The 14,394-nt window shown below is 34.7% G+C and carries 16 protein-coding genes; 7 read left to right on the top strand and 9 right to left on the bottom strand.

Annotated elements, in window-relative coordinates:
• Positions 1-11 precede the first annotated feature (11 nt).
• The 3 genes from KW502_RS01435 (at position 12) to truB (ending at position 2,085) form a co-directional block, all read left to right on the top strand.
• Positions 12-272, top strand: coding sequence for a DUF3098 domain-containing protein (locus tag KW502_RS01435; RefSeq protein ID WP_219038743.1), 261 nt, complete (start codon positions 12-14; stop codon positions 270-272).
• Positions 272-1,060 carry an undecaprenyl-diphosphate phosphatase gene (locus KW502_RS01430; RefSeq protein WP_219038742.1) on the top strand — a complete coding sequence of 263 codons (789 nt, stop codon included), beginning with the start codon at positions 272-274 and terminating at the stop codon, positions 1,058-1,060. The genes KW502_RS01435 and KW502_RS01430 overlap by 1 nt, the downstream gene beginning before the upstream one ends.
• A 311-nt stretch (positions 1,061-1,371) precedes the next feature.
• Complete coding sequence (gene truB / locus KW502_RS01425) at positions 1,372-2,085, top strand: tRNA pseudouridine(55) synthase TruB (RefSeq protein ID WP_219038741.1); 714 nt, start codon at positions 1,372-1,374, stop codon at positions 2,083-2,085.
• Positions 2,086-2,089: 4 nt separating this feature from the next.
• Here the strand turns inward: truB and KW502_RS01420 are convergent, their stop codons facing one another.
• The gene (locus tag KW502_RS01420) at positions 2,090-2,647 is read right to left on the bottom strand and encodes a hypothetical protein (RefSeq protein ID WP_219038740.1); all 558 of its coding nucleotides are present in this window, start codon (positions 2,645-2,647) and stop codon (positions 2,090-2,092) included.
• A gap of 70 nt (positions 2,648-2,717) precedes the next feature.
• Positions 2,718-5,342: a cyanophycin synthetase gene (cphA, locus tag KW502_RS01415; protein ID WP_219038739.1), complete on the bottom strand. Its 2,625-nt coding sequence runs from the start codon at positions 5,340-5,342 to the stop codon at positions 2,718-2,720.
• Positions 5,343-5,428: 86 nt separating this feature from the next.
• On the opposite strand from cphA, the gene KW502_RS01410 reads away from it, so the two are divergent.
• Entirely contained in the window at positions 5,429-6,298 is an 870-nt protein-coding gene (locus KW502_RS01410) for a cyanophycinase (protein ID WP_219038738.1), read from the top strand.
• Here the strand turns inward: KW502_RS01410 and KW502_RS01405 are convergent.
• Entirely contained in the window at positions 6,295-7,227 is a 933-nt protein-coding gene (locus KW502_RS01405; RefSeq protein WP_219038737.1) for an isoaspartyl peptidase/L-asparaginase family protein, read from the bottom strand. The two genes, KW502_RS01410 and KW502_RS01405, sit on opposite strands and share 4 nt — an antisense overlap.
• Positions 7,228-7,282: 55 nt before the next feature.
• A complete protein-coding gene (locus KW502_RS01400) occupies positions 7,283-7,891 on the bottom strand; it encodes a thioredoxin family protein (RefSeq protein ID WP_219038736.1) in 609 nt (202 codons plus the stop codon).
• Between the two features lie 74 nt (positions 7,892-7,965).
• Here KW502_RS01400 and KW502_RS01395 point away from each other — a divergent pair, with 74 nt between their 5' ends.
• Both KW502_RS01395 and KW502_RS01390 read left to right on the top strand, forming a co-directional pair.
• Entirely contained in the window at positions 7,966-8,535 is a 570-nt protein-coding gene (locus KW502_RS01395; protein WP_219038735.1) for a DNA-3-methyladenine glycosylase I, read from the top strand.
• Positions 8,536-8,776: 241 nt separating this feature from the next.
• Positions 8,777-9,490 (top strand): DUF2490 domain-containing protein, encoded by a 714-nt coding sequence (locus KW502_RS01390; protein ID WP_219038734.1) that lies wholly within the window; start codon positions 8,777-8,779, stop codon positions 9,488-9,490.
• Here the strand turns inward: KW502_RS01390 and aat are convergent.
• The 3 genes from aat to KW502_RS01375 all read right to left on the bottom strand — a co-directional run bounded on the left by aat (position 9,473) and on the right by KW502_RS01375 (position 11,594).
• On the bottom strand, positions 9,473-10,120 hold the full coding sequence (gene aat / locus KW502_RS01385; RefSeq protein ID WP_219038733.1) for a leucyl/phenylalanyl-tRNA--protein transferase: 648 nt from the start codon (positions 10,118-10,120) through the stop codon (positions 9,473-9,475). The genes KW502_RS01390 and aat overlap by 18 nt on opposite strands.
• Positions 10,121-10,329: 209 nt before the next feature.
• Positions 10,330-10,707 carry a DUF3127 domain-containing protein gene (locus tag KW502_RS01380; RefSeq protein ID WP_219038732.1) on the bottom strand — a complete coding sequence of 126 codons (378 nt, stop codon included), beginning with the start codon at positions 10,705-10,707 and terminating at the stop codon, positions 10,330-10,332.
• Positions 10,708-10,715: 8 nt separating this feature from the next.
• Entirely contained in the window at positions 10,716-11,594 is an 879-nt protein-coding gene (locus KW502_RS01375) for a flavin reductase family protein (protein ID WP_219038731.1), read from the bottom strand.
• A gap of 112 nt (positions 11,595-11,706) precedes the next feature.
• Here KW502_RS01375 and KW502_RS01370 point away from each other — a divergent pair, with 112 nt between their 5' ends.
• Complete coding sequence (locus KW502_RS01370; protein WP_219038730.1) at positions 11,707-12,858, top strand: sensor histidine kinase; 1,152 nt, start codon at positions 11,707-11,709, stop codon at positions 12,856-12,858.
• On the opposite strand, the gene KW502_RS01365 is transcribed toward KW502_RS01370, so the two are convergent.
• Together KW502_RS01365 and KW502_RS01360 are read right to left on the bottom strand one after the other, a co-directional pair.
• Positions 12,855-13,244, bottom strand: a complete 390-nt coding sequence (locus KW502_RS01365) for an HIT family protein (RefSeq protein ID WP_219038729.1) — start codon at positions 13,242-13,244, stop codon at positions 12,855-12,857. The two genes, KW502_RS01370 and KW502_RS01365, sit on opposite strands and share 4 nt — an antisense overlap.
• 32 nt (positions 13,245-13,276) lie before the next feature.
• Complete coding sequence (locus KW502_RS01360) at positions 13,277-14,392, bottom strand: ABC transporter permease (RefSeq protein ID WP_219038728.1); 1,116 nt, start codon at positions 14,390-14,392, stop codon at positions 13,277-13,279.
• Positions 14,393-14,394 lie beyond the last annotated feature (2 nt).

The raw sequence follows: 14,394 nt of genomic DNA, 5'->3' as shown, positions 1-14,394 counted from the left end.
AAATTAAAAAAATGGGAGAACAAAAACGCAAACAAGAACAAAAACCAGAACCTTACTTTATTTTCGAAAAGAAAAACTACCAATATATGCTAATAGGTATCGCAGTAATTGTGTTAGGTTTTATCTTAATGTCTGGTGGTGGTAGTGATGATCCCGAAGTTTTTAATCCAGAGATTTATAACTGGCGAAGAATCAGGTTAGCGCCAACATTGGTTTTATTAGGCTTTGGTATTGAGGTTTATGCCATTCTTTTAAATCCGAAGAATAAATAATGGATGTTTTAGACTCTCTAATTCTTGGTGTAATTCAAGGATTAACAGAATTTTTACCCGTTTCTTCTAGCGGACATCTAGAATTAGGTAAAGCCATTTTAGGTGATAACAGTGTGCCTGAAGAATCTTTACTTTTTACTGTAGTGATGCATTTTGCAACCGCACTAAGTACGATCGTGATTTTCAGAAAAGATATTTGGGAAATTTTACGCGGTTTACTTCAATTTAAATGGAATGAAGAAACAAAATTCTCGCTAAAAATCATCATCTCCATGATTCCCGCAGCCTTAGTGGGTATTTTATTTGAAGAACAATTAGAGCAACTATTTGGTGGCAGCGTTTTACTGGTAGGTTTCATGCTTATTGTGACTGCTGTTTTACTTTGGCTCGCCGATAAAGCCAAAAACACAGGCAAACCTGTAAGTTTTTCCAACGCATTTATTATTGGTATAGCGCAAGCTATTGCATTACTTCCTGGTATTTCTAGAAGTGGCTCTACTATTTCTACTTCTGTATTATTAGGTAACGATAAAACTAAAGCTGCTCGCTTTTCTTTCTTAATGGTGGTACCTTTAATTCTAGGTAAGATCGCTAAAGATGTACTCGACGGAAATTTAACGCATACCGGAAATAGTACTGGCCTTATTGTAGGTTTTATCGCCGCATTTATCTCTGGACTTTTTGCTTGCACCTGGATGATTTCTTTAGTGAAGAAAAGCAAACTGAGTTATTTTGCCATTTACTGCTTAATAGTTGGAGTAATTGCGATTGTGGTGAGTTACACTTAGGGCATTCCCCACTCTTCGTTTCGGGCCGGGGCTATTCACTATATCTTTTTTATGTTTCAACTCTCAAAATTCAAAATAAAAAAGGATGCTGTTTCCTATCGCTAATGCATGTAATAAATTACGATTTCAGAAGCTATCCAAAGTAAAACTTCTAGGGCTATATCCAACACAACTATTATTCAAAACCAATTGACTTTGTTTTAAATTATCTTTTTAGGCTACTTGCATTATAAATATTCTAAAGTCAACACAAAGAATTCATTTTGTAAATAGCAGCGAAAAGTTCATCTTTGGCACGAAATTAAAAAGCTATGACCTCTTTTACTGCAGAAGATTTTAAAAACGGACAAATTTTATTATTCGACAAACCCCTAGAATGGACTTCCTTTCAGGTGGTGAATAAAGTGCGTTGGCTTATTAGAAAAAACTGTGGTATCAAAAAAATAAAAGTAGGACATGCAGGAACATTAGATCCTCTAGCGACAGGCTTATTAGTGATTTGCACAGGGAAATTCACCAAAAGAATTGAAGAATTTCAAGGCCAAGAAAAAGAGTACACAGGCACGTTTACGCTAGGCGCAACTACACCTTCCTATGACTTAGAAACAGAGATCGACGCTACTTTTGCTACCGATCATCTTTCCGAAGAAAAACTTGTGCAAGCAACAACACAATTTACTGGAGCTATAGAACAATTACCTCCCATATTTTCAGCTTTAAAAAAAGATGGCAAACGCTTATATGAATATGCTCGAAAAGGAGAAGAAGTAAAAATTAACGCTAGAACTGTAACTATTTCTTCATTCGAATTAACAAAAATTGACCTTCCTAAAGTTGATTTTAGAGTTTCTTGCAGCAAAGGAACTTACATTAGAAGTTTGGCCCACGATTTTGGAAGAGCAGTAGAAAGTGGTGCTCATTTATCTGTTTTACGAAGAACCAAAATTGGAGATTTTAAGGTTGAAAATGCTTACACCATTGACGAGTTTATCGAAACCTTACCAAAACCAGAAAAACTTACTTAAACTATTAAAAACGTTTCCCTAAACTTATGCCTAATCTAGGATAAACTTCATAGTCATTACTATCGCCAAACAATCTACCAGCTCCAGTAAAAATCTCTCCTACATAATTATTACGCGTTAATAACTTAAACCCAATAGCGGCTCCTAAACCAAAATTAGTGGTTTTCTCATCTATTGCTTCAACCTGTGTTCTGACATAGTCTCCAGATTCATCATAATAATAATTGTAGTAAGTGTATTTATCATGATAAGTTGCTACAGCGGCATTCGCTTCTATAAAAAAACCAGCGTTTTGCTTTTTACCAAAAAATATTCTGTAGTATGGAGTAACTAAAAGTCGCAAATCTAAATCTTCAGGAGAATCCAAACCTACCCCTACAGAAAGACCAACACTAGTATTATCTTCTATAAAGTATTCGTAAGTTAATTCTGGGATTCCTGCAATTGCCATTGCTAAGTTAAATTTTAATTCATGTTTTTTAACTGACAGAGAGTCTTGCTCTTGCTGAGCAAACCCAGCAATACCTATAAAAAACGATACGATAAATAATGATGTTTTCATGAAACCGTTATTAAGTTATACCTAAGCAATATACATATATAATGGTTATGTTTTTTTATTTTAAAAAAAATTAAACTAGCGCTGCTCTATCTTCTTTTTGGAGTTTTTTAATAAGTTTGGTTGCTTCTTCGATATCGTCACAAGATAGTACTACTAAGGAATCTTTCTTTGCATTTCTTACAGCGTAGGCAAGCGCTTCTCCTTCATCTGGAATAACTATTTGAGGATGGTTAGGGCTTACAGAGCATATGCCCCTTTCAACCATCTTCATTAAATCGTCTTCTTTTTGACCTCTTAAATCTTTATCGCTTCTGATGATGACCTCATCAAACATTTGAGCTGCAATTTTTCCAATTTCAATATTATCCTCTTCCCGGCGATCGCCTATTCCAGCTATTATTCCTACTTTTTTAGATACACTCAAAGCATCTGTAAATTTCTTTAACGCTTTTAAGCCTGCGCGGTTGTGAGCATAATCTAACAATACTTGAAACTCTCTAAAATTATATAGATTTAATCTTCCTGGTGTTTGTGAAGAAGAGGGAATAAAAGTTTGTAAAGCTGCTTTCATATCTTGAATACTTATGTTTTGAGCATCTGCTGCTATAATTGCTGGCAATATATTTTGAATCATAAAAATGGCTTTCCCACCGTGCGTTAACGGAATATTTTCTGCTTTCATAATTCGCATACGTTTTGTACCCCTAAATAGAGTCACATATCCATTTTCATAGACAGCTGTCACTCCGCCATTTTCTTGTAATTCCTTTATTCTAGGATTGTTTTCCTCTAAAGAGAATAAAGCGAGATGACTAACTATATTGGCTCTCATTTCATAAACCTGATCATCATCGGCATTAAGAATAGAACAACCGTTAGGCATGACCGATTCTACTATAACAGATTTTGCTCTTGCCAATTGTTCTATGGTACGAATACCCTTTAAGCCCAAATGATCTTCGCTTACGTTAGTTACAATACCTATATCGCACTTCGAAAACCCTAAGCCAGAACGAAGCAAACCTCCTCTAGCACATTCTAAAACAGCAATATTAATGGTTGGATCTCTAAGTACAAACTCCGCACTTTGAGGTCCTGTACAATCTCCCTTTTTAATTAAATGATTATGAATATAGATACCGTCACTTGTGGTATAACCTACTCGACAACCTCTCATTTTCGCCATATGCGCAAGTAGTCTTGTAGTTGTGGTTTTACCATTAGTTCCTGTTATGGCTATAATTGGAATTCTTCCTGTATCATCTTTTTGTGGAAACAATTTATCTACCACCATAGCTGCTACATTTCTTGGTTTTCCTAAGGTGGGCGCCAAGTGCATTCTAAAACCTGGCCCGGCATTGACCTCTAAAACGGCTCCTTCTGTATGATCTAAGGGTTTACTAATATCTTGTGTCATGACATCTATTCCGCAAATATCCAAGTCTATTATTCTTGAAATGCGTTCTGCCATCGTTACATTTTCTGGATGTACAATATCGGTAACATCTTCGGCAGTTCCTCCGGTGCTTAAATTAGCTGTATCTTTTAAAACAAGTGTTTCATCTTTTTCTAATACAGCTGTTAGTTCATAACCTTTAGCCGCAATAATAGTTTTTGTTAATTCATTTATCGTGACCATCGTTAATACATTCTCATGACCGTAACCTCTTCTAGGGTCTGCGTTTAATTGATTGATAAGTTGTTCAATCGTAGAAATCCCGTCACCTATCACATGAGCTGGAGTACGTTTGGCTGCAGCAACAAATTCATTATTAATCACCAGCAGTCGATAATCGTGACCAAAGATTTGTTTTTCAACAATGACAGTATTCGATACTTTTTGAGCAGCAATAAATGCTTTTTGCGCTTGCTTTAAATTATTTATATCGACCGTTATCCCACGTCCATGATTTCCGTCTATTGGTTTAATAACTAAGGGAAAGCCAATTTGCTCACAGGCTTCTTTAAGTTCTGCTTTGGTTGAAATAATTTCTCCCCTTGGAGTTCTAACCTCTGCTTGTTCTAATAAATATTTAGTTTCTTCTTTATCACCTGCTATTTCTACTCCAATACAACTTGTTTCACTCGTAACTGTTGCTTGTATCCTTTTTTGTTTATTACCGTAACCCAGCTGGCAAAGAGAATTTTCGTTTAATCTAATCCAAGGAATACCCCTTTTTTCTACTTCAGCAATAATAGAACCTGTACTTGGACCTAAACGATCGCGATCACGCAATTCTCGCATTCGTTGTACATCTGCTTCTAAGTCATACGGTTTAGCATCTATAATTGCTTCACAAATTTTCACAGCAGCTTCTGCAGCATACCTGCCCACGCTTTCTTCGACATAAGAAAATACTACATGATAAACCCCTTTTTCTCCATAATCACGCGTTCTACCAAAACCAGTATCCATGCCCGCTAAAGTTTGAATTTCCAAAGCGATATGCTCGATAACATGCCCCATCCAAGTACCATCTTTCACTCTTTCTAAAAATCCGCCTTCGTGACCCTCGGAGCAATGATGTATATATAAGCTAGGTAATAAATGCTGAAGACGATCGTAAAAGCCTTCTATTTTATCAGAAGGTCTCTCCTCTAGGTCTTCAAGATCCAGTATCATGACAATCAACTTTTCTCTTTTAATTGACCAATAATTTGGACCTCTTAACGCGTTTATTTCTCTAATTTTCATGAGCTGGTATAGGTAAATATTTCTTTTATCTAAAAGTAGCTCTTCTCATCTCCAATTGATTTAATTTAGCAAACAAATAACATGTGATGAGTGAAAAAGGAATTTTAATTATAATAGGCGGCAATGAAGATAAAGGAATGGGTATTGAAACCAGCGAGCAAGACCATTTAGAGTTTATTGAAGAAAGTATTCTTGCCAGAGTTGTACAAGAAACAGGAGGTACCGAATCTCATATCGTAGTCGTACCTACTGCTAGTAGAATCCCGGAGGAAGTGGCACAAAATTATTTAGAAGCTTTTAAAAAATTAAATTGCAGCAACATATCGATTGCAGATATTAGAAATCGTGAAGATGCTGAAGATAAAAAGAACATTCATTTAATTGAACAAGCTGACTGTGTTTTGTTCTCTGGCGGAGATCAATCTAAAATCACTCATAAAATTGGAGGTACAAAAATTCATCAAATACTCTTAGAACGTTACAAGAATGAGAAGTTTGTCATTGCAGGAACCAGTGCTGGCGCTATGTGTATGTCACAAGAGATGATTACCGGCGGTGGAGGCAAAGAACTGTTTAATAAAGGTTCTGTGTCTATGGGGCAAGGACTTGGTTTTATCCCCAACTTAACCATAGATTCTCATTTTATACGCCGTGGTAGATTTGGCCGTTTAGCAGAAGCGGTATCTAGATTTCCGGAATATATAGGAGTGGGGTTAGCTGAAAATACTGGATTGGTGGTTAAAAAATGTAAAACTTTTGAAGTAATTGGTTCTGGAATGATTATTCTTTTTGATGCCAGCGAATTGAAATATAGTAACCAAAATGATATAAAAGTGGGAGAGCAAATGACCATTGTCGATTTGAAAACCCACGTTTTAGCTAGCGGATGCCATTTTAATTTAGATAAAAAAAGAGTAAAGATTTTCTCTAGCTCTACAGATTCCAAACCTTCTTAATCTTGATAGATAGCGATATGCTCGACACCTTTAGATGTTTTACAAGCTCTGTACATCCCTTCGGTATTAAATTGCATAGAGATATTTGCTTGGGTATCAATCGCGACTAAACCTCCATCACCTCCAATTTCTAAAATTCTCTTTTGTATAACTTCTTGCGTAGCCTCCTCTAAGCTTAGGCCTTTCATTTCGATAAGGCAAGAAACATCGTAAGCTACTACCCCACGAATAAAATATTCACCGCTACCTGTGCAACTTACCGCACAGGTTTTATTATTTGCATAATTACCAGCACCTGCAATACCGCTATCTCCCAAGCGACCAACTTTTTTATTTGTCATTCCTCCTGTAGAAGTAGCCGCAGCTAAGTTACCGCTACTATCTAATGCTACGCAACCAACAGTACCCATCTTAGAATTTTTGATTGCTGAATGATCTAACTGAAATTTTTCTGAATCTTTAATTTTTTGCCATTGTTGATAGCGTAATTCATTATAAAAATACTCTGGTTTGGCAAAATCTAATTTTAACTCTTCAGCAAAGTTGATAGCTCCTTCTCCGGCTAAAAACACGTGCTGACTTTTATCCATCACAGCTCGCGCTAACAATATTGGATTTTTAACTCCAGTAACCAAAGCGACTGCTCCAGATTGTCTGGTTTTACCATCCATAATTGCCGCTTCCATTTCGTGGGTTCCGTCTGCTGTAAAAACGCTTCCTTTTCCTGCGTTAAATAAGTCTGAATTTTCCATGACTATAACTGCAGTTTGTACAGCATCGGTGGCGTTACCCTTTTTTTCTAATACTTTATAACCTTTCTTTAAGGCAAGAGAAAGTACATTTTTATATTCTTTCTCTTTTTCAGGTGTCATTTCACCATTAATTAATGTACCTGCTCCGCCGTGAAGCGCAATTGCTATTTCCTGCACTATTGTTCTATTTTATAACTAAATATAAGCAAAGAAAATAGTTCATGATTATATTTTAAATTAATAAGTTAGAAATTTCTTTAGCGATAGCCTGCCCTTTATCTTTATTATACCAAACTTGTAATTGCTCTTTAAATTCCGTGTCTAATGAACCGTGTTCTGCTTTATAAGCCTCTACCATTTTAGTAGCGATTTGTGGTCGTGGGCCCCAATCTGCAATTACTTCTTTTGTGGATGGTTTATACATCACCAATTTCGGAATCGATTTTCCGCCGTTAGTTAGAAACTCATTCATTAAGGCTTCGTTTTGATCTCGTAACACTACTTTCATCTCTATATTGGGATTTAATGCTGCCAATTGATTTATTACTGGTAAACTATGTGCTGCATCTCCACACCAACTTTCAGCAATAACTACCCAGATTAGTTTTTCATGATAAGCTTTTAGTTGCGCTTCTGCTTCAGGAGAAATCTTTAGAGTTTTATCCCAGCGTTTCATGCGACGTAAATTAAGTTTAGAATATTCAGCTAAGCCATCCTCTTTTTGAAACGAGGTAGATTTGCCTTCAGCTAACAATTCTTCAACAAGTTTTAAGTATTGCTCATAGCTATAAGCTTGTTGTAAACTTTCTTCTATGAACTGATTTTGTACAGAGGTTTCCATTTGGTATAATTTTACTACAAAGCTAAGGCAGCGCTCGTAATTTTTAAATTACTTTTGCTAATAAATCTAAGAAAATGACTAAAAAAAGATGCGGTTGGTGTGAAGGTGATGCGCTTTATGAAGCTTATCACGATCAAGAATGGGGCGTTCCTGTTTATGATGATCAAATCATTTTTGAATTTTTAGTCTTAGAGACGTTCCAAGCAGGTTTAAGTTGGATTACTATTTTACGAAAACGTGAAAACTTTAGAAAAGCTTTTGATGATTTTAATTATCAAAAAATAGCTCATTATTCTGAAAAGAAAATTCAGCAATTACTCCAAAACGCTGGGATTATAAGAAACAAGCTTAAAGTGAGATCTACGGTAACCAATGCTCAGCATTTTATAGAAATTAAGCAAGAGTTTGGAAGTTTCAGCAACTACATTTGGAGTTTTGTAGATCATCAGCCTATTCAGAATCAGGTTAAAGATTATAAAAAGGCACCCACCACCACCACTATCAGTGATCGTTTAAGTAAAGATCTAAAAAAGCGTGGTTTTAAATTTGTAGGCTCTACGGTAGTTTATGCATACATGCAAGCTACAGGAATGGTTAACGATCATGAAGTTTCCTGTTTTCGTCATCAAGAAATTATAGGTTAATTAATTGTTACTAAATAATTATTTTTTTAAGTGTTTATTTTAGTTAGATTACTTAGTATTGTACGCTCTAGAAAACCAGAAATCAACTGTTCATTTTACTAGAATTGTAGAAACAACACTTCTTAAGTTTCTTCTATGTACTTAAAAAATGTTATCTAGCTTATCTTTAAAATGAATATCACCCATTGATTTTGTAGGTCATTTCTGGTCGTTCGATAAAGAGAAGGGACAAGCAACACTTATGATTATCTTATTTTCTAAAAAATTTAGATATTTATTTTTCTTTCTAATTCTACTGTTTGGAAAGCTTTCGGCTCAAGAAAATTTTATTGGCTACATTAATCCTGCAATTTCATTAACGCTAAAAAATGAAAGTCCTTGGTCATATACTTTTGGGATTGCACAACGTAATATTGTATATACTGATCTAGAAAATAGTAGTAATTTTAAAAAAGAAACAAAATTTCAAGGTCAGTTTTTAGAATTAAATCATACTACAAGTAGAAGAATTGGCGTTCACGGAAAATTTACTGCAGGAATTAAGTATCGTTTTATTGAAATTTTCACACAAAAGCATAATGAGACCCGCATTAATGAACAATATAGCTACAGCAAAAAATATGAACATTTTTCTATAGCTCATCGCATACGTCTAGCTCAAAGGTTTAGAAACTATACAACTTACCGTACACGGTATCGCTTTTCTTTTCAGGTTCCTTTAGCACCTAAAGAAGCCAGTAGTAATCAATTAGATTTAGTAACAAGCTTAGAAGGAGTTTGGGAAATGGGAAAAATAGAAACGCCAAATTTTGGAGTGAGGTATAGCAACTATTTAAAATGTCGTATTTATAAAAATACTGAGCTAAATTTTGGTCTTGAATATCGCTATCGAAATTTTACCCAGAACCCTTATACACAACTTTTTCTAATTAGTAGTCTAAAAATTACCATGTAAGTGATCTATAAATAATTCACGATCAATTTCATAAGCTCCTAAACTTTCTAAATGCGGCGTGTAAACCTGACAATCTATTAATTTCACGCCTTCTTGCGCTAATTGTTTTACTAAAGATATAAATCCATATTTAGAAGCATTGCTCACTTTTGCGAACATACTTTCACCACAAAATATATGTTTATCTCTAAGATAGATACCATATAAACCTCCTACCAGTTCTTCATCTTGCCAAACCTCAACAGAAGTTGCAATTTTTTGCTGATGAAGTTGCATGTAAGCAGTTATCATTTCTTCAGTAATCCAAGTCCCTAATTGACCATCTCGTTTAATCACCGCACAATTTCTAATTACTTTTTCAAAACACTGATTATAAGTAACCGAAAAAGTTCCTTTTTTAATCAATTGACGCATACTTTTAGAGACTTTAAGCTGCTCTGGATACAAAACCATTCGCGGATCTGGACTCCACCATAAAATAGGCTGTCCTTTTTCATACCAAGGAAAAATACCCGACTGGTAGGCCAGCAATAATCGGGATGGTGATAAATCTCCGCCAACTGCTAGTAGACCTTCAATATCTGTATTTTCTACTGAAGGAAAAATATTTTCGTCTCCTAAAATATGCATCTAACTGATAAATAATGATTTAACAACAATTAAAACAGCAATCTAATTGTTATTTATAAAAATTTCGTCGATATTTGAATTAACCTTTTGGGATAGAACTTTGTTCATCATTGCTTTTTTGAATTTGCCTCAAAAGGTTAATTTAACACCACTAGACGAAAAACCGACCTTAAGGTCGGTTTTTCTAATTATTCCCTAAAATTTATTCTTTAGAATGGTAAATCGTCGTGATCTTCTTCGTTAAAATCTTGTGCAGGTTCAAAATGATCTGCTGGTGGTGGCGTATTTCCTCCTCCTTGTGGAGCTGCTGGTTGTAAAGTTTCAATTCTCCACCCTTGAATAGAGTTAAAGTACTTCGTTTCTCCTTGAGGGTTTACCCATTCTCTTCCGCGTAAGTTAATCCCTATTTTAACTTGTTGGCCGGTATTAAAGTTATTTAGCAAATCACATTTATCTTGAATAAACTCTACTAAAATATGCTGCGGGTATTGCTCTTCTGTGGTCACCACAACCTCACGCTTTCTAAAACCATTATTCCCAAATGTTTTAGTCTCGTCAATTTTTTTAATTCTTCCTTGTACTTCCATAGTTTATTTTAATTCTTACTTTTTGCTAATAATATTTTCCAAGCGTTAAGTACTTCTTCTTTTTTGAGGTATTCTTTTGCGATGGCATGAATTTTCTCTAAAGAACTTTCCGTAACATATTCATTTAATTTATTTTCAACTAAAAATGCTTTCACTTCGTTTGCAGAAGGAGTGGTTTGTATGGTTGCTAATTTTCCTAGATCGTTACCGGTTAAGATTTTACTGGTTCTTATTTCTTGTGGCAAAGCATCTACACCCATACCCATAGAAGATACAGGTTTAGGAATTTCAAACAAACCTTGATTGGCTCTAGAATAATAGCTCCCACCCATTCTAGCTACCTGATCGAGTTTAAATTGATCTATTTTTTGATCATCATCTAATACTTCATCTGCAATGTGCATTTTTAAAATTTCACAACACACCAAATTTCCGGCTCCACCTTCTTCTCCTAACTTTATAATTTGGGTTACTTTGCACTCAAACTGTACCGGAGATTCTTTTACTCTATAAGGAGTAACCGTTTCAGAATCTTGCATGGTCAATCCTACTTTTTCAAACTCATTTACACCTTCAGCATAAGCGGTACTAGCTAATGACATTTGCTGCACGATATTATAATTAACCACATTGATCACAACTTCTTTGTTATCTTCAACATTTTGTAGCGTATGCTTGCTCGACTGATCACTAATTTTCAATACGGGAGAAAACACCAAAACCGGCGGGTTGGCACTCATCATATTAAAAAAACTAAAGGGCGCTAAATTAGGCTTGCCTTTAGCATTTACAGTGCTTGCAAATGCAATTGGTCTGGGACCAACACTACTCACCATTAAACCATAAAGTTTTTGGGTGGCAATATCTTTAGGACTGATTGATAACATGAGTTTTTAATTTTTACAAAGGTAACTATTACTAAGAGGAATTTAAAACTGTAATAAAACAATAATTAAATAGAAAAACCATTATATTTAAAATTCTTAGTCCCTTTAATTTATGATATTTTCTGACGAACACCGCTTTACTCGATGGTTTATCACCATTTCTTCTATTGCTATTGTAAGCATTTTTTTGTGGAATGTTTCTATATTTTTTAATCGTTTAAAAAAAGAAGAACGTGAAAAGATGGAAATATGGGTAAAGGCTTATTCTGAAGTTCTTAATAGTGACCTCAACGAAGATATCCCGATAGAACTAGAAGTGATGTCTAAAAACACTTCTACTCCCATGATTATATATCACCGAAAAGAAGATCTTTATGAAACTAGAAATATCGCTAGAGAATTAGCCAATGACCATGATAAATTACAAGAACTCGTCACAGCGTTTGCCCTCGATTACCAACCTATTGAAATTGTTTATGAAAATGAAGTTTTTGGAACCCTGTATTACGGCAATTCAAGCTTAATTAATAAACTTAAGTATTTCCCTATAGGCATTGTTGTTATTGTATTGCTTTATTTAGCGATGCTTTATTATTTCTATTCTACGGCCAAATCTCATGACCAAAGCTTACTCTGGGCAGGAATGGCAAAAGAAACGGCTCACCAAATAGGCACTCCTTTATCTTCTCTAGTAGGGTGGACAGAAATTTTAAAACAAGAAAATGTAGATCCATCTTACATTGAAGAAATGGAAAAAGATATTGTAAGGTTGCAAATCATTACCGATCGTTTCTCTAAAATTGGCTCTCTTCCAAATCTTGAACCCACAGATATTGTAGAAGAAACTAGAGATTCTTACGAGTACCTAAAAGCCAGAAGCTCTAAGCTTATTCATTTCAATTTAAAATTGCCCAAAGAAAATATTCAAGTAAGTTTAAATAAGCAACTTTTTAGCTGGACCATAGAAAACATTGTAAAAAATGCTATCGATGCTTTAAAAGGAAAAGGAGATATTGATGTTGAAATTACACAAGACGCCAAATGGGTTCATATTCTGATTACCGACACCGGCAAAGGAATTCCAAAAATAAAATTTAAAAAAATATTTAAACCGGGATATACTTCTAAAAAACGTGGCTGGGGACTAGGCTTGTCTTTAGCTAAACGAATTATAGAAGAATATCACGATGGTAAGATTAAAGTTTTAAAAAGCGAATTAGGCAAAGGCACTACTTTTGAAATTAAACTTAAAAAAATAGCTTAAAAATTTGCGGCTACTTCTTCTGCTATTGCTTTAAACTCTTCTTCATTAAGTTTTGTTTTAGAACCAAACGTAGCATCTTTCATCTCATTTAAAGGGATAAGATGTACATGAACGTGAGGCACTTCTAAACCAATTACAGACATTCCTACACGCTTACAATCTATTGTTTTTCTTAAAGCTAAAGCTACTTTTCTTGAAAACTTCATTAAACCCAAGTAAGTTTCTTCATCTAAATCAAAGATTTTATTCACTTCTTTTTTTGGAACGCACAAAGTATGACCTTTTGCATTAGGATTAATATCTAAAAAAGCGAAGAAATCTTCTGTTTCTGCTACTTTGTAACTCGGTATCTCTCCACTAATAATTTTTGTAAAAATTGTTGCCATGGTATATTTTTTTAATTGTATTGTTTATCAATTTATGTTTTCACATCTAAAGCATCTCTTAAGGCATTACCAATTAACATAAATGCCATCACCAAGCCCATAATTGCCACCCCTGGAATAATCGCTAAATAGGGTTTTCCTAAAATAATATAACTATAATGATCTTTAATCATAGAGCCCCAACTTGGCATAGGAGGTTGCGCTCCAATACCTAAAAAACTTAAGCCGCTTTCTATTAAAATTGCTGCTGCAAAATTTGCTGCAGAAATAACGATTAAGGGCGCTAACACATTTGGTATAATATGTTTGATGATTATTCTAGTATGACCAAAACCTAAGGCTCTAGCTGCGGTAACATATTGCATTTTTTTCACCCCCATTACTTGTCCGCGTACTACCCTAGCTACTTCTACCCACATGGTTAACCCTACTGCAATAAACACCTGCCAAAAACCTTTACCTAAAGCTAAAGTTATAGCGATCACCAATAATAGTGTAGGTATAGACCAAGTAATATTAATAAGCCACATAATAGCGGCATCTGTTTTTCCGCCAAAATAACCAGCAATTGCACCTAAACTCATACCAATCACTAAAGAAATAAATACGGCTACAAAGCCAATAGATAATGATATACGAATACCCACTAGCATTCTGCTTAATAAATCTCTTCCGTATTTATCGGTACCTAATAAAAAGGTTTTTTGCTGAATATATTTTGCTTCAATTTTTTTTGTTGAATTTTCTTCTGGAAAAGTTTCAGCTATATTATAATTTTTTTCTAATCCTTCTATTGCTCCCTCATGATAAGTAGTAACTTTTAGTTGATCTTTTTCAAAAGCGTATGAATTGATAGGAATTTCATTATTCACCATTTTTTTTCCGAAGAAAAGTTGAGACCACCAAGATTTTTCATTTGTACGAACTGCCGAAGGAATTTCTAACATAGTTACTGTAAAGCCGGGAGACTTAGAGTGTATAGGCAAATGCATTTGATTCGCATTTTCTGAATCATCAGGAGCAATAAGATAAGCGCCCAACGCCAAGAAAAAGAAAAGTAACACAAACCAGAAACTGAAAACGCCCCAGAAGTTTTTTTTAAACCTCTGGAGCGCTAATTGACTTAATGAGTTTGAAGAAGTATTCAACA

The sequence above is a fragment of the Mesonia aestuariivivens genome, from assembly GCF_019311235.1.
Classification (GTDB): Bacteria; Bacteroidota; Bacteroidia; order Flavobacteriales; family Flavobacteriaceae; genus Mesonia; species Mesonia aestuariivivens.
Note: the sequence above shows the minus strand (reverse complement) of the source record. Positions and strands in the feature narration are given on the sequence as shown.